Origin of the sequence: Nocardia sp. NPDC057668, assembly GCF_042799795.1 — a bacterium.
In the GTDB taxonomy this organism is placed as follows: domain Bacteria; phylum Actinomycetota; class Actinomycetes; order Mycobacteriales; family Mycobacteriaceae; genus Nocardia.
Genome location: NZ_JBHVIC010000008.1, coordinates 285,728 through 305,638 on the forward strand (window position 1 = coordinate 285,728; position 19,911 = coordinate 305,638).

The following is a 19,911-nucleotide window of genomic DNA, read 5'->3' on the forward strand; positions in this document are numbered from 1 at the left end:
CCACTGGATGCGCACCTACGCCGATTTCGCGCGCAGCCCCGAGGGCAAGGCCGCGCTGCTCGGCTGCTTCGGCGCCCTGATGATCACCTTCGGTGGTTTCGGGGCGGGCAGTGTGCGCCGCAACGACCCGCTGCTCGAGGCCGCGCACCTGTCGTGGCTGCGCTTCGGGCACGGCTACGCGCTGTCGACGGTGTTCGTCTGGATCGGCGTGCTGGCCATGATCACCGCGTGGGTGCGCCTGGGCCGGGCCACCATCGGCAACGTCCCGAACGTGACCGTCACGCTGAACGAGCTGCGCGCGATCGTCGGCATCTGGATCTTCCCGCTGTTGTTCGCGGTGCCCATGTTCAGCCGCGACGCCTACTCGTACCTGGCCCAGGGCGCGCTGCTGCGCGACGGGTTCAACCCGTACGAGGTCGGCCCCGTGGTGAATCCCGGTGTGCTGCTGGACAATGTGAGCCCGGTGTGGACCACCACGACCGCGCCCTACGGCCCGATCTTCCTGCTGCTCGCCCGCGCCATCACCTCCCTCACCGGGGAGAACGTGGTGGCCGGCACCATCGCGCTGCGCCTGGTCATGCTGCCGGGGCTCGCGCTGATGGTCTGGGCCGTACCGCATCTGACCAAACACCTGGGCGGTAAGCCCACCACCGCGCTGTGGCTGTCCGTGCTCAATCCGCTGGTGCTCATCCACCTCATGGGCGGGGTGCACAACGAGATGCTCATGGTCGGACTCATGGCGGCCGGCATCGCGCTGGTGCTCGAGCGCCATCACGTGGCGGGCATCGTGGTGGTCGCCATCGGTGTCGGGGTGAAGGCCACCGCGGGTGTCGCGCTGCCGTTCCTGGTGTGGATCTGGATGATTCACGAACGCGAACGCCGGGCCGCGCGCGGCGAGGGCGAGCTGCCGCATCCGGCGCTCATGTTCGCCAAGATCGCCGGGCTCGGCGTGGCGGTGTTCGCGGCCGTGTTCGCGGTGGCCTCGGCGCTGGCCGGGGTCGGCATCGGCTGGCTCACCGCGCTGTCCGGCTCGAAGAAGATCATCAACTGGCTCTCGCTGCCGACGGTCATGGCGCACATCACCACGTGGGTGACCCCGTTCCGCCTGGAGCCGGTGCTGGACGTGACCCGGGCGCTGTGCGCGGTGGCTCTGATCGTGGTGCTGGTGTGGACCTGGTGGCGGTTCCGCAACAGCGAGCGCGCGGCCGTGTTCGGCATTCTCATCGCGTTCGTGGCGATCGTGATCCTGTCCCCCGCCGCCCTGCCCTGGTACTACTCGTGGCCGCTGGCCCTGGCCGCCGGTTTCGCGCTGTCCACCACGACGCTGCAGTGGCTGGTGGGGCTCTGCACCTGGCTCATGCTGGTCTTCCAGCCCGACGGATCCATCGGCCTTTACAACTTCCCGCACGTGGCGCTGGCGACTTTCGCGGCCGTGGTGGCTGCCCTGTCGTTGCGCACGGTGGATCCGCTGCGGTTGAACGCGCACGCCCACCCCGAGGCGCCCGCGCGCGTGCAGGCACACGCGGGGACCCCGCCCAGCCCGGCATGAGCCCGGCCACGCTGGATCGCGCCTACCGGGACTGCCGCCGCATCGCCGCCGCCCACGGCCGCACCTATTTCCTGGCAACCCGCCTGCTCGAGCCCGAGCGAAGACCGGCCGTGCACGCGCTGTACGCCTTCGCGCGCCTGGTGGACGACCTGGTCGACACCGCCGAAGACGGTGCGGTGGCGGCGAATTCCGACGGCGCGCACGCCGGTGCGGCCGCCGCGCACCTGGACCGGCTCGAATACGAACTACGCGGACGACTGCTGCGCCCGGCGGAAATCGGCGGCGGCGCGGATCACACCGATCCGGGCACCCTCGAGGATCGGGTGCTGCTCGCGGTCTCCGACACCATCCGCCGGTATGCCATTGCGCCCGAACACTTCTGGGTGTTCCTGGACTCCATGCGCATGGACATCCCCGGCAGCCCGCAGTACCGCGACCGCTACCCCACCATGACCGCGCTGCGCGAGTACATGCGCGGTTCGGCCGCCGCCATCGGCCTGCAGTTGCTGCCGGTGCTGGGCACGGTGGTCCCGGTCGCCGAGGCCGAACCCGCCGCGGCCGCGCTCGGCGAGGCGTTCCAGCTCACGAACTTCCTGCGCGACGTGGCCGAGGATCTCGATCGCGGCCGCGTCTACCTGCCGGCCGACGATCTGGCCGCCTTCGGCGTGGACCGCGACCTGCTGCTCGAATGCCGCCGCACGGGAACGACCGACCCGCGTGTACGCCGCGCGGTGTCCCACCTGATCGCGGTCAACCGCGACATCTACCGCCGCGCGGTACCGGGCATAGACCTGCTGCTCCCGCGCGTCCGCCCGGCCATCCGCACCGCCGCCACCCTGTACGGCGGCATCCTCGAGGAAATCGAGCGCCGCGACCACGAGATCTTCAGCGCCCGCGCGACGGTGCCCACCCACCGCCGATTACGCGTGGCGGCAAGGGAATTCACCACCCGGACCCTGCACCCGGCGCACTGACCGAGGGGTCACGATCAGTGCTGACAGGGTGGCTCGATCGGCACCGGCCAGGTGGTCGCGATCGGTCGCCACCAGGCGGTCGCGACCCGCACCGACCGGGTAGTCGCGATCAATCCCGGACGGCGGTCATGCTTCGCCGGGGCCGGCTCAGAACGGGTCGGCGGCCGCGCGGCGGATGACCTCGCGGGCCAGATCGCCGTGCAGGGCGTCGATCGGGCGGCCCGGCAGCGACTCGTCCTCGGTGTACACCCATTCGAGGATCTCCTCATCGGTGTACTTGCCGTCGTGCATGACCGTAATGAGGCCGGTCAGATGCTTGGCGATGTTGCCGTGCGCGTCGAAGAACTCCGCCGGAATCCCGAGCACGCCGTCGCGGCGCACGGCGATGACCTGGCGATCACGCAGCAGCTGATGCACCCGGGTCACGACCAGGCCCATGCGGTCCGCGACATCGGGCAGCGGGATCAGGGTCACCGACGCGGGCAGGACATCTTCGCTGAAAGGGATGGCACTCACCCGGACAACGGTAGTCTGTCGCCTCGCATCCGCCGCATCACACCCCGACCCGACTACCATCGGGTCCAGCCGCAGAGAGCGGCCGTTCGTCGGAAGGGTTGCAGTTGATCGGCCAGATGCTGGAAGGGCGCTACCGCATCGACGCGCCGATCGCGCGCGGCGGTATGTCCATGGTGTTCCGGGGGGTGGACACCCGGCTCGACCGTCCGGTCGCCATCAAGGTGATGGATCCCAAGTTCGCCGCCGATCCGCAGTTCCTCACCCGCTTCGAACTCGAGGCCCGCGCGGTCGCCAAGCTCAAGCATCCGTCGCTGGTGGCGGTGTACGACCAGGGCCTGGACGGCGACCACCCGTTCCTGGTCATGGAATTGGTCGAGGGCGGAACCCTGCGCGAGCTGCTGCGCGAACGCGGCCCCATGCCCCCGCACGCGGTGCGCGCGGTCGCCGAGCCCGTGCTGGCCGCCATCGGCGTCGCGCACGCGGCCGGCCTGGTGCACCGGGACATCAAGCCGGAGAACGTGCTCATCTCCGACTCCGGCGAAGTCAAGATCGCCGACTTCGGTCTGGTGCGCGCGGTCGCCGCCGCCAACATCACCTCCGACAGCGTCATCCTGGGCACCGCCGCGTACCTGTCCCCCGAACAGGTCACCAGCGGCAGCGCCGACGCGCGCAGCGACGTGTACTCCGCGGGCGTTCTCATCTTCGAAATGCTCACCGGGCGTACCCCGTTCACCGGCGACACCTCCATCTCCGTCGCCCTGCAGCGCGTCGAGAAGGATGTGCCCAGCCCGAGCCGTTTCATCGCGGGCGTACCCCCGGAGATCGACGAACTGGTCGCGCACGCCACCGCCCGCGAACCCGGGCACCGCTACGCGAACGCCACCGAGATGGCGGGTGAGCTGCGGCGCATCGCGCACGAGCTACGGCTGCCCGACTACCGGGTGCCCGCGCCCCAGGACTCGGCCGAACACCTCAGCGCCCGCTACCAGGTCGCGACCCCGGCGGCGGCGCCCGCACGACGTCAGCACACCCCGCCGGCCGGCGCGACCGACCTGACCACCCGGCTACCCGCCGAGGCCCCGGCTCCGCCCCCGCATCAGCACACCCGGGTCATGACCGCGGCCCGCGAGATCCCGCCGAACTTCGCACCCCCGCCCGCGCCGGCGGGCGTACCGCCCGGCCGGCAGGACTATCGCTCCGAACGCAGCGAGAACGGCAAATCCCGCCGCACGGTCATGGTGTGGCTGGGCGTGGTGATCACCCTGGCGCTGCTGCTCGGCATCGGCGGCTGGTGGCTGGGCATGGGCAGATACGAGGCGGTCCCCTCGATCGCCGGGCTCGACACCCAGCGCGCGGTGGCCGCCATCGAAGCCGCGGGGTTCCAGGCCGAAACCAAGCAGAAGGCCTCGGACATCATTCCGGTGGGCAATGTGGTCGGCACCGATCCGCCCGCCGGATCCAAGCTCACCAAGGGCTCCACGGTCGCGGTGCTGGTCTCGAACGGCAAGCCCCGGGTGCCCGAGGTCGCCGCCGGCGCGGATGTGAACACCGTCAATCAGGCCATCAAGGACGCCGGGCTGACGCCGGTGGACGCCGGTGAGGTCGGCAGCGCGGCCGCGAAAGGCACGGTCGCCAAGGTGGATCCGGCGCCCGGGACCATCCTGCCCGCGGGCGCGAAGGTGAAGGTGTTCCGCAGCAAGGGTTCCCTGCCGGTGAAGCTCCCGGACCTGAGCGGCAAGAGCGAGACCGATGCCAGGGCGGTGCTCGAGAAAGCCGGGCTCACGGTCGGCGGCATCCGGAACGAATTCCACCCCAAGATCAAATCCGGTGAGGTGATCAGCACCGATCCCGCCGCGGGCTCCACCGTCGAATCCGGCAGCGCCGTCACCCTGATCCTGAACAACGGCATCGAGGTGCCGAACGTGCTGGGCAACACCGTCGCGGTCGCCCGCGCCAAACTGGAGGCCCTCGGCCTGCAGGTCACCGTCCGCCAGCTGGCGTCCAACGACGGGTCCCTGGTCATCTCCCAGAGCACCGGCGTCGGCAACAACCTGGAATCCGGCGCGACCATCACCCTGGTCGCCATTCCCTAGCGGCGCGACGGCATACGGCTCGAGCACCCCCGACAAGCACCGCACCCCGACAAACACCGCGGCCCGATCCGAAGGGATCGGGCCGCACGCGTATCACCTTGTCGCCGAGCGCCGTCCGGTGCCCGGCCCGGTGGCTCAGCGCAGCATTTCCGCCACGAGGAAGGCCAGCTCGAGGGACTGCTGGGTGTTCAGGCGGGGATCGCACGCGGTCTCGTACCGGTCCGACAGGTCCAGATCCGAGATGTCCTGCGCGCCACCGAGGCATTCGGTGACGTTCTCACCGGTCAGCTCGATATGCAGGCCGCCCGGGTGGGTGCCCAGCGCGTGGTGCACCTCGAAGAAGCCCTGCACCTCGTCGACGATCCGATCGAAGTGGCGGGTCTTGTAGCCGTTCGAGGTCTCGTGCGTGTTGCCGTGCATGGGATCGCACTGCCAGATGACCTGGTGCCCGGTGGCCTGCACCTTCTCGATGATCGCGGGCAGCACGTCGCGGACCTTGCCGTTGCCCATGCGCGCGACCAGGGTCAGGCGGCCGGGCTCGTTGTTCGGGTCCAAGCGCTCGACGTATTCCACGGCCTGTTCGGGCGTGGTGGTCGGGCCGATCTTGAGCCCGATCGGGTTGGCGAGCAGCTCGGCGAAGGCGATGTGCGCGCCGTTCAGCCCGCGGGTGCGCTCCCCGATCCACAGGAAGTGCGCCGACAGGTCGTAGAGCAGCGGCTCACCGGTGACGGGGTGCTCGCTCAGGCGCAGCATGGCGCGCTCGTAGTCCAGCACGAGGGCCTCGTGCGAGGCGTACAGGCGCGCGGTCGACAGGTTCGGGTCGTTGACCCGGCACGCCTTCATGAACGCGAGCGCGCGGTCGATCTCGATGCCCATGGCCTCGTAGCGGGCGCCGGCCGGGGACTGCGCCACGAACTCGCGGTTCCAGTTGTGCACCTGGTGCAGATCGGCCATTCCGGCCGAGGTCATGGCCCGCACCAGGTTCATGGCGGCGGAGGCGTTGGCGTAGGCGCGCACCAGCCGCGACGGATCGTGTTCGCGCAGCGCCGGATCGGCCACCAGCGAGTTGACCATGTCACCGCGGTAGGAGATGAGCCCGAGGGAGTCGGTGTTGGACGAGCGCGGCTTGGCGTACTGGCCCGCGATGCGAGCCACCTTCACCACCGGCAGGCTCGCGCCGTAGGTGAGCACCACGGCCATCTGCAACAGCGTGCGGATGTTGCCCCGGATATGCGGTTCGGTGTTGTCCGCGAAGGTCTCCGCGCAGTCACCGCCCTGCATGAGGAACGCTTCCCCGCGCGCGACCTCGGCCAGGCGCAGCTTGAGCTCCTCGACCTCGGCGGGGACGCAGATGGGCGGCACGCTCTCGAGCACGGTCCGCATCTTGGCGGCCTGTTCGGGATCCCAGTTCGGCTGCTGTAGGGCCTCGCGGGATAGCGCGTCGTCCAGACGCCGGCGCAGCGCCGCGGGCAGCGGAGGAAGTTCCGGCAGGCGATCGATCGGTACGTCGACGGTCCAGTTCACCCGTTCAGAATACGGACCGCGACAAACCGCGCGGACTACACCCAGGGCTGAGAAAAACCACACCGTCGCAGGCCGAATTCGATGAACCCGCGCGACGGCGAGCCGGTACCGTCCGCCCACCCGGACCCGCGCCGGAACCGGAACCTAGGCTGATCCCGGATGATCTTCCCTGATCATTCTCATCCCGCGCCGGTGGTTGTCGCCAACGGCCGCCGACCGAGGAGTGGACCGTCTCTTTTGCGCTATTTCTATGATTGCGAATTCATCGAGGACGGCTCGACCATCGACCTGATCTCCATTGGCGTGGTGTGCGAGGACGGGCGCGAATACTATGCCGTCTCAACCGAATTCGACGCCGAGAAAGCCGGGCCGTTCGTGCGGCGCTACGTGCTGCCGCAGCTGCCGCAACCGTCGTCGCCGCTGTGGCGCAGCCGCGAGAAGCTCCGCGAGGACCTCTACCGCTTCCTGGTCCCGCGCGCCGGGGTGGAACCCGAACTGTGGGCCTGGGCCAGCGCCTACGATCACGTCGCGCTGTGCCAGCTCTGGGGTTCGATGGTCGAGTTGCCCTCGGCGCTGCCGCGCTACACCAACGAGCTGCGCCAGCACTGGGAGCAGCACGGCAAACCCGCACTGCCGCCGGTGCCCAAGGACGCGCACGACGCGCTCGCCGACGCCCGGCACAATCTCGCGAAGTTCGAGGCGATCGAGGCGCACCGGCGCCTGCGCACCACCTGAGCAATGCCGAAAGGCCCCGGGAGACCGAGTCTCCCGGGGCCTTTCGCGATTGTCGTGGGGACTAGCCCGCCAGGGTCTGCGGAATGCGATCCGCGTCCGGGCGGCTGCCCGAAGGCACGCCGTCCTTGAGGCTGGCGGCGTAGACGTCCACGTACTCCTGCTCGCCCATCTGCATGAGCTCGTACATGATCTCGTCGGTCACCGCGCGCTCGACGAAGCGGTTGCCGCCCATGCCCTCGTACCGCGAGAAGTCGATGGGCTTGCCGAACTTGACGGTCACCTTGCGCGGCCGCCAGCGGAACGGTCCGGGCGGGCAGACCTCGTCGGTGCCGATCAGGGCCACCGGGATCACCGGGACGCCGGTCTCGAGGGCGAGCCGGGCCACGCCGGTCTTGCCCTTGTACAGGCGGCCGTCCGGGGAGCGGGTGCCCTCGGGGTACAGGCCGACGAGCCGGCCCTCACCGAGCAGCTTGCGCGCGGTGTTCAGCGCGCTCTCCGCGGCACTCGCGCCGGTGCGGTCGATCGGGTACTGCCCGGTGCCGCTGAAGAAGAACTTCTGCAGCCTGCCCTTGAAGCCGGGCGTGGTGAAGTACTCGGCCTTGGCCAGATACGTGATGCGACGCGGACTCGCCAGGGGAGTGAACAGCCAGTCCGTGAACGACAGATGATTTCCGGCCAGAATCGCCGCGCCGTCGGCGGGGATATTCTCCATACCCTCGACCTTGGGCCGGTTGATCAGCTGGATGAGCGGTCCCACCAAAACGAATTTCAGCAGCCAGTAGAACATTGCGTCCTTTCCCCTGTTTCGATACCCGGGACCGGCCTCGTTGCGGGCACCACATTCAAATCCCGACTCTACCGCTGAGACCTGGCGGTGACCAACCGCCCACCGGTGTACAGCTGTGATTCACACCGAATTCACGGGGCGTCACATATCAGCGCAGCGACGGACCGGCGGGCACCGCGTCCCGCCCGACTTCGAGCGCGGCCCGCGCCAATTCGGCCGCGCCGATCATGCCCGCCGCCTCACCCAGTTGCGCGGTGCGAATTCGAGCGAGCGGACGATGCCGTGCCCCGGTGATGGCCACCGAATAGTGCTCGCGCGCCGCGTCCAGGAACAGCGGCGCCGAGGTGCTCACACCCCCGGCGACCACGATCAGATCCGGGTCGAAGATATCGCTCACCCCGGCCAGCCCGAGCCCGAGCCAGCGCGCGAAATCGGCCATCACATCCAGGGCCACCGGATCGCCGTCCTGCGCCGCGCCCGCCACCCGCCGGCCGGTCAGCGAATCGGGATCCCGATCGGCCTCGCGGCTCAGCAGCGCCGACCGTTGCGGATCGGTCGCCAGCAATTCCAGCGCCGTGTCCACCAGCGCCGTTCCGCTGCAATATCTTTCCCAGCACCCGCGTTTGCCGCAGGCGCAGGCCCGGCCGTTCGGGACCACGGTCAGATGGCCGAGTTCGGGCGCGACGCCGTAGCTGCCGCGATAGAGCTGCCCGCCGACCAGCAGCGCCGCGCCGATGCCGGTGCCGATGGCGACCAGGACCACGTTGCGCCCGCCCGCGGCCGCGCCGAAGCGGTACTCCGCCCACATGGCCGCGTTGGCGTCGTGCTCGAGAATGACCGGCAGTCCGAGGCGATCGGTGAGCCGCTGCGCGACGGGCGCGTCCTCCCACGGCAGATGCGGGGCGAACCGCACCGTGGCACGGTCCTCGTCCACGAAGCCCGCGACCGCGAGCCCGACCGCGCCGATGGCGTGCCTGCCGCACAATTCGCGCACCGCGCGGGCCAATCCGTCCTCGAGGGCGCGCGCCGACTGCGGCGTGGGCGCGGTGACGGTGTCGAGCACCTCGCCCGCCCCGTCGACCACCGAGGCTCGAATATTGGTGCCGCCCACATCGATTCCGACCGTCAGGGGCACCGGCGTCCGGCCCCTCATGCCTTGATGGTCACATCGATCGGAACATATCCGGACCGCGCCCCCCGTCCGCCGCGACCTGCGGGCCGCTCCGCGCCGGGACCGGGTTGCCGCTGGTCCGAGCGACCGGACCCCGCCTCGCCGGGCCTGCGGGCGGTGCCCGGGCCGCGGCCGAGGGGATCCTCGCCGGTGGTTTCGGCGGCGGCGGGTTCGGCGGTGGCGGCCGAATCCGGCCGTTCCCGCGCGCCCGCTTCGCTCTCCGGCGCGGCGTCCCGGGCGGCCGCGGTGCCGGACCAGCCGGCGGCAGCCGAATCATGGCCGCGGGCACGGCGTTCGGCGGCGACCGCCTGGGCTCCGGCGGCGAATTTGGCCAGCAGATCGCCCAATCCGGCGACCGCTCCCCCGTGCGCGGCGCCCCGGGCACTCGAATCTCCGCCGCGCGCGCCGGAATCCGCGCCGGGCGCGCCGGAATCGGCAGCGCCGAAGGCCGGATCAGCGGCCGAATCGGCCGAATCGGTGCCGGCGTCGCCGCCCGGCGCGGCGGAATCCGACCCGGCGCGCGGATCCCGCATGCCGAAGCGCTGCTCCGGAGCGTGCCCGTGACCGTACGAATCATGTAGCCACGCATGATATTCCGGCGAGTCCGGATCCAGATCCGGCGGAATCAGCGGCTCCACCGGAACGCCCGCGAGGGCCTCGCGCAGGACGGTGACGATCGCGGTGCCGTGATCGGCGATGGCCGCGACCACATCGTGGTGCTCGCCGCGCACCACCGCGGCCGCCGCGCACACCGGGCACCAGCTGCAACTGTCCCACTGCACCCGGCCGTCGGCGGCGGTGCGGCGCAGCACCGGTTCCACGCGTTCGAGCACGGCCTCGGCGAGCAGGCGCAGTTCCTCGGCGAATTCGCTGAAATTGTCGTCCGGGTGGCCGGTGCGCGGATGTTCCTGGGACGTGGTCATTTCGGCCAGACCTCGGGGTCCGGGCGGAACCGGATCACCAATTGATCGCCGTCGAGTTCGGCGGCCTCGACCGTGCACCGCCGCAATACCGGCGCCAGCCGCAGCCGGCGCCTGACCCCGTCCGCTCCCACGATCAAATCGTCCTCCACTCGTCCCAGCTGCAGCGTCGACGGATCGACCACGGGCAGGTGCATGCGCATCGCGAACACCGAAGCCGGACCCGTCCCCGACTCGTGCCGCACCTGCGGCCCGCCGGAAACGGACAGCCCATCGTCCGCATCTGAGCCAAGCATAGGGACAGACCCCCCGCCCACCCAGTCACCACTCGCATCGATCCCGTGGGACAGCGCCGTCAACGCCGCCAGACCCACCGGTTCGGCGCCCGCGTGCCGTACGACCTGCACCGGAACCCCGCCCATTCGCTTGCGTAAATCCTCGACCACGGCCGATTGCTCGGCCTGTCGCTCGGAATACCACCGCACGGCCGGATGATGCGCGGGCGGCGCGGGCGTCCCGAACCAGGACGCCGGACCGGCGCGGCGGGTCGTCCAAGCCGCGACGGTGGCCGTGTCGTCGTCCGGGCCGATCAGGGCGGGCGCGCCGGACTCGAACGCGGCCGGATCCTGCCGCAGCGCAGCGCTTTCCGCGTCCTCCAGTTCGGGCAGCACCTTGTTCACCAGGACGCCGGTCAATTCCAGGCCCAGCAGCGCCGCCGCGGACCGCACCCGCGTGGACTCGGCCACCGCGACGTGTTCGGGGGCGGTGACCAGGCGCGCGGTGGTTCGCGAACGATCGGCCAGCAGATCTCGGGCGGCGGTGACCAGGGTGACGATCTGCTCGACCGAGACCGCGATCATCGCCCGCCGGAAATCCCCGCCCACCGCGGTCAGGGTGCGCGCGTGCGCGGGCCAGACGCGGTCGAGATAACCCAGCAGGGTGTCCGGGGCGGTCACGATGCGCAGCATGTCGGCCGACGGCGGGCAGTCCAGCACGATCACGTCCCAGCGCCCGACGCCCGCGAAATCGGTAATCTCCAGCAGCGCGAGCAGTTCCTGGATGCCGGGCAGCCCGGTCAGCTCGGCCGGATCCAGCGCCGAGATGTCGACCCCGTGCCGGTCACCCGCCCCGGACAGCAGCAACAGCACGGTCCGGAAGCGATCCTCCAGCAGCGCAAGGGAATCCACTTCGATCACGTCGAGACCGGGCTGCACCGCCGCGACCCCGGGCACGCTGCCGGGCTGATGCTGGAACCGGAAGCCCAGGGCGTCGCCCAGCGAATGCGCCTGATCGAGCGAGGCCAGCAGCACCCGCTGCCCGGCGCGCGCGTAGGCGAGCGCGGTCGCACACGCCAGCGTCGTCTTCCCCACCCCGCCCTTGCCGACGAACAGCTCCACCCGGGTGGCGCGCGACGGGCGTCCAGTCGTGCTCGCGGTCAGCCTTCGACCCGCTTCTTGAGTTCCTTCAGCGCGGTATCGGTGATGACCTTCTCGGCCTTGCGCTTGAACATGCCGATCATCGGGATGTTCAGGTCCACCGTGAGTTCGTACACCACCTCGGTGCCACCGTCGGGCAGCGCGATGAGTTCGTACGTGCCGTCCTGCGCCTTCTGCAGTTCGCCGCCGACCAGGGTCCAGCTCACCGCGCGACCGTCCGGTCGCCAGGTGTAGGACAGCGTGTAGGTGTCCTTCACGACCCCCGCGTCCAGCACGAAACGCGCGGTGCGGGCACGACCGTCGGGATCCTTGTCGAGCACCTCGACCGAACGGGCCGCGGCGACCCATTCCGGATACGACTCCAGGTCCGCGATGACTGCCATCACTCGTTCCGAGGGGGCGTCGATCACGATCGACCGTTGGGTGCGATCGGCCATGGGTGGCAACGCTTCCTTTCCAGCTGCGGCGGCGGAATCTTCGAGCGGTGAGAACCGGGCGGAATTCAGTGCGCGGCGGGCGCGACGCCGGCCTTGCGGCCGGCCTCCAGACGTGCCTTCACCTCGAAGGACATCTTCTTGCCCGCAACCCGGCGGGCACGATTGGCCGCCATGAGTTCGCGCGCGGACATCGATTCCACGCCCTTGGGCTCGGCGTGCATGAAGTAGTGCAGGATGACGCCGTCGAGCATCGGCTCGAGCCAGACCTCCATCGTGCCGGTGGCCCCGCCGGCGATGGTCCAGCGGATTCCCTTGTCGGCGCGATCTTCTCGCACCTGCAGCTGCAGGTCCGGCCACCAGCGACGCCAACGGGCCTTGTCCGCCAGCAGCTCACCCACGGCCGTGCCGGGCGCGGCGACGAAGGTCTGGTCGGCAACCTGGATACTGCTCACTCGGCTGAGCCTAGCTCAGATCGCTCGCACGTTCGTATCCAGCAGTTCCCGCAGCCGCACGCCCATGCGATCCCAGCGCCATTGCCGCTGCACCCAGGCACGACCGGCCGCGCCCATGCGGGCCGCGGCGTCGCGATCGGACAGCACCGCGACGATGGCCGCGGTGATCGCGGCGGTGGAGCGGCCGTCGACCACGTGGCCGGTCTCGCCCTCGCGCACGGTTTCCGGCGCACCACCGGAATCGCCCGCCACCACCGGCACCCCGGTGGCCGAGGCCTCCAGGAAGACGATGCCCAGACCCTCCACGTCCAGGCCGAGACCGCGGGTGCGGCAGGGCATGGCGAAGACGTCGGCGATGGTGTGGTGGGCGGCGAGTTCGGCCGCGGCCACCCGGCCGGTGAACACCACGTCATCGGCGACGCCGGTGGCCCGGGCGAGCCCGCGCAGCTTCTCCTCGTACGGGCCGCCGCCGGCGATGACCAGCACCGCGCCGTCGATCTGCGCGCGAATGTCCTTCATGGCCACGATGAGCGCGTCCTGCCCCTTGCGCGGGACCAGCCGCGACAGGCACAGGATGGTGGGCCGATCACCGAGCCCGTAGCGTTCGCGCAGCGCGGCGCGGGCGGCCGGATCCGGCTTGAAGACCTCCGAATCCACCGCCGGGGGCAGGTATTCCAGGGCCGCGTTCACCCCGAACGCCGCGGAGAACCGGCGGCGCGTGTACTTGCTGACGTAGGTGATGACATCGGTGTCGTCGCCGATGGCCCGCAGCGCCTGCCGCGCGCCGGGCAGCATGGACCAGCCCACCTCGTGCCCGTGGGTGGAGGCCACGATGCGCTCGGCCCCGGCCTTGCGCAGATGCGGTGACATGAGCGCGAGCGGCGCCGCGGCCCCGAACCACACCTGCTCGCACTGCTCGTCGCGGATCAGCTTGGCCGCGCGCCGCATCACCAGGGGTGTGGGCAGCATCAGCGTGGTGGGGTGGCGGACCACCTGAAACGGCTGTTCGGCATCGAACCTGCGGTGACTGTCGCCCTTCCAGCGGGGCGCGTACACCACCAGATCATCGGGCGGCAGCTGCATCGCGAGCGCGTGGACGTAGGACTGAATACCTCCCGGCCGCGGCGGGAAATCATTGGTAACCAGCAAGGTTCGCCCCATACGCCCAACCTACTGCACCCGCGCGCACCGCGATCCCCGCCCCGAAACCTCGCACCCCCGTCCGGGTGCGCGCGGCGCCGTGCGGTCAGGCGCCTTCGGTGGTGCGGGAGGTGATCCAGGTGCGCCAGTCGGTCAGGAAGTCCGCGTACGGGGTGGCGATGACCTCGCGGAACGCGGCGTCCATCGCGGCGTGATCGCGCGGTCCGCGCGCCAATTCCCGGTAGAGCGTGACCAATCGGCCTTCGCCGAAGCGATCGGCCAGGAACGCGCACGCCGACCAGGCCTGTTCGTAGGCGAGGGCGGCCTGCCCGCTCGCGGGTTCGAACACCGCGTCGGCGGGCAGCTCCGCGGGCAGCGCGCCGGTGCGGGCGCGGGCGGTCAGCGCCGGGGCGATCTCGGCGACGGTGTCGGCCGACCCGCGATGGGCGGCGTATTCGGCGAAGCCCTCGAGCAGCCACTGCGGGGAACCCTCGGCGGTCACCGCGCGGGTGGCGACGTGGGTGAGCTCGTGGCGCAGCACCGTGCGCAGACCGTCGGCGCCGAGCCTGCGCCCGGCTTCCGGGCCGAAGACCACGCGCTGCCCGGTGGGCCGGTCGCCGGGCCGGAACACGTCCGAAACCGTCACGGCCGCAACCTCCGCCGGCACGTCGCCGGTCGAGCCGGTCAGCGCCGCGAACTCCGCGGTGCTCGCGGCCACGACCACCACCGGGGCCTGGGACCAGTCGGCGCCCCACAGCGCGCTCACCGCGACGGTCGCGGCCGCGAGTTCGCCGGCCAGCACGTCCACGTCGGCGCTGCGGGTGGCGTGCCCGAGCACGATGCCGCTGCGGTTCGATCCGGTGGTCACCGATTCCGCGATGACCTTCCCGTAGCCCGCCATCAGCCTTTTGACCTGCGGCACTTGCGGATCCGAAGCGGTGACCTGGCCGCTCTCGGGCCCGGGGGCCACCGCGCGCAACGTGGGCAGCACCGAATTGGGCAGCATGAGCAGCGCACCGCAGGCGGCGGTCAGCCCGGTCACCATGACGAGGGTGAGGCAGAACTCGAAACGCCGCTTGGCCGAGAACCAGCCGCGAACCTGTCGCAGTGCGCTCATTGCCACCTCGTGTTCGGGCGCGGCGTCAGTACCGGCGCGCGGAATGGAACGGTGTCGAGCCCATCGGCGCCACCTGCACCGGCACTCCGAAAGTGGAGGCGTGCAGCATCAAACCATTGCCCGCGTAGATCCCGACGTGTGAGACCTCAGAGTAGAAGAACACCACATCGCCGGGCTGCAGGTCCTGTTCGGCCACGGGCGTGCCGAAATTCGACTGCTGCTGACTGGTGCGCGGCACGCTCTTGCCGACCTGTTTGAACGCCCACTGCACCAGGCCGGAGCAGTCGAACTGATCGGGCCCGATCGCACCCCACACGTACGGCGCGCCGACGCGGGTGAGACCGGCGGCCAGGGCGCTGGTTCCGCTGCCGGGCACGAGCCCGCGCAGCAGGGTGTCGCGGTCGAAGCCGGGCGGGAACATCGAGCCGGCGAGCGCGGACTTGTCGCCCGCGGACAGCTGGCCCCACGCGGCGATGACACCCGCGATGGCGCCCTGCAGCTCCGAGCGTTTGAGTTCGAGATCGGTGCGCAGCGCGTCGGCCGCGGCGGAGGCTGCCCGCGCGGCATCGGCCGCGCCGCGGGCGGCGGCGTCGGCGGTGGCCGCGGCGTCGCTCACCTTCTTGTACTGGCTCAGTTGATTGTTCGTGCGCGCGGCGACCAGGTCCACGACCGACATCTGATCGAGCATCTGCTGCGGGGAATCGCTGACCAGCAGCGAGGTGAGCTGATTGGTGCGGCTGCCCATGAGCGCGGCGGTGGCGGCCCGATCGATCGCGGGCTGGAAGCGTTTGATCTCGTTGCGCGCGGCGTCGAGCACCCCGGCCGCGTCGGCGGCGGCGGTGTCGGCGACCTCGGCGGCGGCGACCTTGGTATCGAGATCGGTCTGCGCGTTCAGCGCGGCCTGATTGAGCTGCTCGGACTGGCGGGACAGGTCGATCAGTCGCTGTACGGCGTCACCCGCGGTGGTGGGCGCGGCCACCGGATCCGCGACGACGGGCCCGGCCGCGGCGCTCCCGATCACGAGGGCGCCCACCGTGAGGGCTCCACCCACCAGTTGTCTGGTGCGTTGCTTCCGCTGCTGCGCTGCCACCGTCGGCATGTCCCGTTCTCTTGCCCCAAGCCGGAAAAGAAGGTCTCGATAAGATTACGAAACAGCGGCCGCATATGTCCAGCAGGCCACGGAACCATTACGGCCGCCGCTTCGTCCGCAGGTCACAGACCTGCGGTTGGTACTAGATCCGGCGGGCGCCGTCGAACGGCATGGACGAGATCGGGGCGACCTTGACCGGCTGACCCGAGGTCGAGGCGTGCACGACGTTGCCGTCGCCCACGTAGATCCCGGTGTGGCCGCCGCCGTAGAACGACACCACGTCGCCGGGCTCGAGCGCGTCGGCGGACACGGGGTAACCGGCGTTGAGCTGCTCATAGCTGGTGCGCGGCAGCTCGATTCCGGCCTGCGCGTACGACCACTTGACCAGACCGGAGCAGTCGAAGGCGTTCGGGCCGGTGGCGCCGTACACGTACGGCGAGCCGATGCGGCTCATCGCGGCGTTGACCACTTCCTGGCGCGGGCTCACCTGGGGAGCGGCCGGGGCGGCGGGGACGCCGGGGATCTCGACGCCGGGAATGGCGGGGATGGTGACCGGAATCGACTCGGGCACACCAGGGATGCCCGGGGGCAGCTGGACCGCGTCCGGGACATCGAACGTGCCGACGCCGGGGATCGTGACCGGCTGCGCCGAGGCGGGCGTAGCGGGCAGCAGCAGCGCGCTCAGCGTGGCAGCGCCGACGGCGCCGGCCGAGAGGGCCCGCTTGACGGTGTTGGTCGCCATGGTGAGGTACTTCCAATCTGCCCCGCGACGCCGCACCGGTTTGGTGGGTCGGACTCCGCGAGGTCTCAGGAAGATTACGAGCCGATAACGGTGCTTTGTAAAGCCGCGACCAACGCCGGATGGCCTGGAATTGTTAGGCGCCGTCATTTCGCTGCGACAAACGTCACAGCAATCACGAAAAGATAACAACGCCCGAATTGCCAGGAGCGTCCGAACCGCTACCCGTCGGTAAGTTACCGGGCGCGGCAACCCCTCCTTGCAGGCACGATCTCCTATAACAGCAGTTCAGCGCTGCCGTGCATAATCAGGCTCTGACCGGGCGACTTGCCATCCGGACCGAGGCGGGCCCTCTCAGACAGCACTCACCCGCCATCGTCATCGCGATTGCACCACACCCGTCGGTACTCATACACTTTCCGAATCAATGTGACCCTGGTCACAAACTGGCATATTTTCGCAATCCGGGGATTGCATCTCGAGAATCTCGAGCAGATAAACGGACATTTCCCGGATTCGTCCCGGGCGGCGAGGCGCGGCCCGAACCGCCGCGCTGACCGGCCGGAGAAGTATCGCCGCTGGTAGCGGCGGGACGGGTGCCGGGTGTCGTACCCCCGCCCTACGATTTCGGCTCGTGCCGGAACAGTTGGCCTTCGACGAGCTCGAAACCCCGCTCTACGCGACCACTTTCGTGATCGTGGACCTCGAAACCACCGGGACCAGCCCGGATGGGGACGCCATCACCGAGATCGGTGCGGTGAAGGTGCGCGGGGGCGAAGTGCTGGGCGAGTTCGCGACCCTGGTCAATCCCGGCCGGGCGATCACCCCGCAGATCGTGCAGATCACCGGAATCACCACCGCCATGGTTTACGACGCGCCCCGGATCGAGCAGGTGCTGCCCGGATTCCTGGAGTTCGCGTCCGGATGCGTGCTGGTTGCGCACAACGCCCGTTTCGACACCGGGTTCCTGCGGGCCGCCGCGGCGCGGATGCAGGTGCCCTGGCCCGCTTTTCAGGTGCTGTGCACGGTGCAGCTGGCCCGGCGGGTCCTCGGGCGCGACGAGGCGCCCTCGGTGAAGCTGTCGGCGCTCGCGGAACTGCTCGGCGCGCAGACCCGCCCGACGCACCGGGCGCTCGACGACGCGCGCGCCACGGTGGACGTATTGCACGCGCTCATCGCACGGGTGGGGAATCAGGGCGTGCACAGTCTCACCGAGCTGTTGGACTACCTGCCGGAGGTGACGCGCCGCCAGCGCGCCAAACGGGTGATCGCCGCGGACCTGCCCGCCACCCCCGGGGTGTATCTGTTCCGCGGCCCGTCGGACGAAGTCCTCTATATAGGGACCGCGGTGAATCTGCGCCGCCGCGTGCGCAACTACTTCACCGGATCGGACACCCGGCCGCGCATGCGCGAGATGGTGCAGCTGGCCACCCGCGTCGATCATGTGGAGTGCGCGCACGCCCTGGAGGCCGGTGTCCGCGAACTGCGTCTGCTGCTGGCGCACGCCCCGCCCTACAACCGCCGCTCGAAGTTCCCCCAGCGCGCGTGGTGGCTCACCCTCACCGAGGAGCCCTTCCCCCGCTTCGCCGTCTCGCGCACCCCGACCCGGGACGCGCTGGGCCCCTTCAATTCCCGCACCGAGGCCACCGAGATCGGCGTCACCGTCGCCGAGAACTCCGGCCTGCGCACCTGCACCACCCGGCTCCCGCGTACCGGACAGCACGACTGCCCGCCCGCGGTGGTCGGCGGCTGCCCCGCGAGCGCCGAGAACACCCCCCTATATATAGAGGAGTACGCGCACGCTCCCGAACGTGTCCGCGTCCTGTTCACCGGCCACTCCCCCGAGATTCTCGAAACGATTCAGGAGAAGCTCGAAACCCTCTCCCGCGCAGAGCATTTCGAGGCCGCCGCGCGCCTGCGGGACCGCACTCTCCCGCTGATCCGGGCACTGCGCCGCACCCAGCGCCTCTCGGCCCTGGCCCGTATCCCCGAACTGATCGCCGCCCACCCCGACGGCGCCGGCGGCTGGCACTTCGCCGTCATCCGCCACGGCCGCCTGGCCTCCGCGGGCAACGCTCCCCGCGGCATCTCCCCCATGCCCACCGTCGACCGCTTGGTGGCCGCCGCCGAAACCGTCATCCCGCCCCGCCTGAATCCGCTCCCCGCCGCCGCCCCCGAACCCCCTGCGCCCGAACTCATCTCATCCCCGTCTCCCGAGCCCGACCCGCCGCGCTATTCCCCACTACACGGCGCCCTCCCCGAGGAAACCGCCCTCCTGGTCCGCTGGCTCGAACAACCCGGCACCCGGATCGTCCGCACCACCGACGGCTACCACGAGCCCCGCCACGGCGCGGGCCCCTGGCTCGCCTGGGCCGCCCGCGCCGAAGCCGCCGCCGACCCCGACCCGATCACCCAACTGCCACAGCCAGATACACCCCCGCCAGCGTGAGCATGTAGGCCACCAGCAATCCCGGCCCGCCCGCTCGAACGCTCCAGTCCACTCCCGCGGGACCCAAGCCGCCGCCCCACCGGTGGAGGACGCCGAGTCAGGATGCTCGGCACTGATCGTCGTGCTCGTGGTGCGCGATCACCGCCAGCAGTTCACGCACCCACGCCGGTCGCTGCGCGCCGGCGCCGGCCGTCGCGAGATCGGCCTCGATCAGCGAACGAATGTAGGCGGACTGCGACAACCCCAGTGTCAGAGCCCTCGACTTGCATGCCCGGTCGAGTTCGTAGGGCATCTTGATCGACCGAGGAACGAACACCGGCTCGCTGCCGGGACCGACAGTGATCCCCAGTTCGGCTTCTGTAACGGTTTCACCGGTGAGTTCCAGGCGGTCCTTGATCGCCGCGACCTCGTCGGGACTCATGTCATGGAATGGATCAGTCATCGTGGTTCGCCTCCCAGCGTGCGAAGTCGGCGATCTGCTCTGGGGTGAGATAGGTCGCGTCGAAAATGTAGATGTCCGGGCCATTGTGGCGGGCGTACACGGCAACGGCCCGGCCGCTGTCGGCCCGTCCCGAAATCACGAACACACGTAGTCCGGTCGCCGGATCCGTGGCAAGCGCCAGCCGTGCTCGGCGCGTGCCGGTCTGCCACGCGTTCACCATGTCGAACACCTCATTGATGTCCACGCCGGTCTTCGCCAGCATCTGGGCCAACGCCCAGTACCATTCGACAGCCACCGGGCGAGACTACTCCCGAGACTACCAGCATGAGGCCCGTCGGCG

Annotated in this window: 19 protein-coding genes; 5 read left to right on the forward strand and 14 right to left on the reverse strand. The window is 70.1% G+C overall.

The window, feature by feature from the left end; all coding sequences use genetic code 11:
- Positions 1-7 precede the first annotated feature (7 nt).
- Together ACFVBH_RS37410 and ACFVBH_RS37415 are read left to right on the forward strand one after the other, a co-directional pair.
- Positions 8-1,549, forward strand: coding sequence for an alpha-(1->6)-mannopyranosyltransferase A (locus ACFVBH_RS37410; RefSeq protein WP_354990948.1), 1,542 nt, complete (start codon positions 8-10; stop codon positions 1,547-1,549).
- Positions 1,546-2,523, forward strand: a complete 978-nt coding sequence (locus ACFVBH_RS37415) for a phytoene/squalene synthase family protein (RefSeq protein WP_379009175.1) — start codon at positions 1,546-1,548, stop codon at positions 2,521-2,523. Before ACFVBH_RS37410 ends, ACFVBH_RS37415 begins: the two co-directional genes overlap by 4 nt.
- Positions 2,524-2,670: 147 nt before the next feature.
- Here the strand turns inward: ACFVBH_RS37415 and ACFVBH_RS37420 are convergent, their stop codons facing one another.
- Positions 2,671-3,039: an Rv2175c family DNA-binding protein gene (locus ACFVBH_RS37420; protein WP_354990933.1), complete on the reverse strand. Its 369-nt coding sequence runs from the start codon at positions 3,037-3,039 to the stop codon at positions 2,671-2,673.
- A 104-nt stretch (positions 3,040-3,143) separates the two neighbouring features.
- On the opposite strand from ACFVBH_RS37420, the gene pknB reads away from it, so the two are divergent.
- Positions 3,144-5,132: a Stk1 family PASTA domain-containing Ser/Thr kinase gene (pknB, locus tag ACFVBH_RS37425; protein ID WP_379009178.1), complete on the forward strand. Its 1,989-nt coding sequence runs from the start codon at positions 3,144-3,146 to the stop codon at positions 5,130-5,132.
- A gap of 135 nt (positions 5,133-5,267) precedes the next feature.
- Here pknB and ACFVBH_RS37430 read toward each other — a convergent pair whose 3' ends face one another.
- On the reverse strand, positions 5,268-6,656 hold the full coding sequence (locus tag ACFVBH_RS37430) for a class II 3-deoxy-7-phosphoheptulonate synthase (protein ID WP_354990935.1): 1,389 nt from the start codon (positions 6,654-6,656) through the stop codon (positions 5,268-5,270).
- Between the two features lie 237 nt (positions 6,657-6,893).
- Between ACFVBH_RS37430 and ACFVBH_RS37435 the strand changes: the two genes are divergently transcribed.
- Complete coding sequence (locus ACFVBH_RS37435) at positions 6,894-7,391, forward strand: polyadenylate-specific 3'-exoribonuclease AS (RefSeq protein WP_354990936.1); 498 nt, start codon at positions 6,894-6,896, stop codon at positions 7,389-7,391.
- 61 nt (positions 7,392-7,452) lie between these two features.
- Here ACFVBH_RS37435 and ACFVBH_RS37440 read toward each other — a convergent pair whose 3' ends face one another.
- The 10 genes from ACFVBH_RS37440 to ACFVBH_RS37485 all read right to left on the reverse strand — a co-directional run bounded on the left by ACFVBH_RS37440 (position 7,453) and on the right by ACFVBH_RS37485 (position 16,683).
- On the reverse strand, positions 7,453-8,178 hold the full coding sequence (locus tag ACFVBH_RS37440) for a lysophospholipid acyltransferase family protein (protein WP_354990937.1): 726 nt from the start codon (positions 8,176-8,178) through the stop codon (positions 7,453-7,455).
- Positions 8,179-8,326: 148 nt separating this feature from the next.
- Positions 8,327-9,331 carry an ROK family glucokinase gene (locus ACFVBH_RS37445; protein WP_354990938.1) on the reverse strand — a complete coding sequence of 335 codons (1,005 nt, stop codon included), beginning with the start codon at positions 9,329-9,331 and terminating at the stop codon, positions 8,327-8,329.
- Positions 9,328-10,272 (reverse strand): hypothetical protein, encoded by a 945-nt coding sequence (locus tag ACFVBH_RS37450; RefSeq protein WP_379009182.1) that lies wholly within the window; start codon positions 10,270-10,272, stop codon positions 9,328-9,330. The genes ACFVBH_RS37445 and ACFVBH_RS37450 overlap by 4 nt, the downstream gene beginning before the upstream one ends.
- Complete coding sequence (locus tag ACFVBH_RS37455; RefSeq protein WP_379009187.1) at positions 10,269-11,666, reverse strand: ArsA family ATPase; 1,398 nt, start codon at positions 11,664-11,666, stop codon at positions 10,269-10,271. Before ACFVBH_RS37455 ends, ACFVBH_RS37450 begins: the two co-directional genes overlap by 4 nt.
- A gap of 38 nt (positions 11,667-11,704) precedes the next feature.
- The gene (locus ACFVBH_RS37460) at positions 11,705-12,142 is read right to left on the reverse strand and encodes an SRPBCC family protein (protein WP_354990941.1); all 438 of its coding nucleotides are present in this window, start codon (positions 12,140-12,142) and stop codon (positions 11,705-11,707) included.
- Positions 12,143-12,207: 65 nt separating this feature from the next.
- Positions 12,208-12,594: a polyketide cyclase / dehydrase and lipid transport gene (locus ACFVBH_RS37465; protein WP_354990942.1), complete on the reverse strand. Its 387-nt coding sequence runs from the start codon at positions 12,592-12,594 to the stop codon at positions 12,208-12,210.
- Positions 12,595-12,609: 15 nt separating this feature from the next.
- Positions 12,610-13,755, reverse strand: a complete 1,146-nt coding sequence (locus ACFVBH_RS37470; protein WP_379009190.1) for a glycosyltransferase family 4 protein — start codon at positions 13,753-13,755, stop codon at positions 12,610-12,612.
- Between the two features lie 85 nt (positions 13,756-13,840).
- On the reverse strand, positions 13,841-14,851 hold the full coding sequence (locus ACFVBH_RS37475; protein ID WP_379009193.1) for a peptidase MA family metallohydrolase: 1,011 nt from the start codon (positions 14,849-14,851) through the stop codon (positions 13,841-13,843).
- 25 nt (positions 14,852-14,876) lie between these two features.
- Complete coding sequence (locus tag ACFVBH_RS37480; protein WP_379009195.1) at positions 14,877-15,950, reverse strand: NlpC/P60 family protein; 1,074 nt, start codon at positions 15,948-15,950, stop codon at positions 14,877-14,879.
- Positions 15,951-16,083: 133 nt separating this feature from the next.
- On the reverse strand, positions 16,084-16,683 hold the full coding sequence (locus ACFVBH_RS37485) for a C40 family peptidase (RefSeq protein ID WP_354991844.1): 600 nt from the start codon (positions 16,681-16,683) through the stop codon (positions 16,084-16,086).
- 631 nt (positions 16,684-17,314) lie between these two features.
- Here ACFVBH_RS37485 and ACFVBH_RS37490 point away from each other — a divergent pair.
- A complete protein-coding gene (locus ACFVBH_RS37490; protein ID WP_379009199.1) occupies positions 17,315-19,129 on the forward strand; it encodes a DEDD exonuclease domain-containing protein in 1,815 nt (604 codons plus the stop codon).
- Positions 19,130-19,226: 97 nt separating this feature from the next.
- Here ACFVBH_RS37490 and ACFVBH_RS37495 read toward each other — a convergent pair whose 3' ends face one another.
- Both ACFVBH_RS37495 and ACFVBH_RS37500 read right to left on the reverse strand, forming a co-directional pair.
- Positions 19,227-19,571, reverse strand: a complete 345-nt coding sequence (locus ACFVBH_RS37495) for a hypothetical protein (protein ID WP_379009201.1) — start codon at positions 19,569-19,571, stop codon at positions 19,227-19,229.
- A complete protein-coding gene (locus ACFVBH_RS37500; RefSeq protein WP_379009203.1) occupies positions 19,564-19,866 on the reverse strand; it encodes a hypothetical protein in 303 nt (100 codons plus the stop codon). Before ACFVBH_RS37500 ends, ACFVBH_RS37495 begins: the two co-directional genes overlap by 8 nt.
- Positions 19,867-19,911 lie beyond the last annotated feature (45 nt).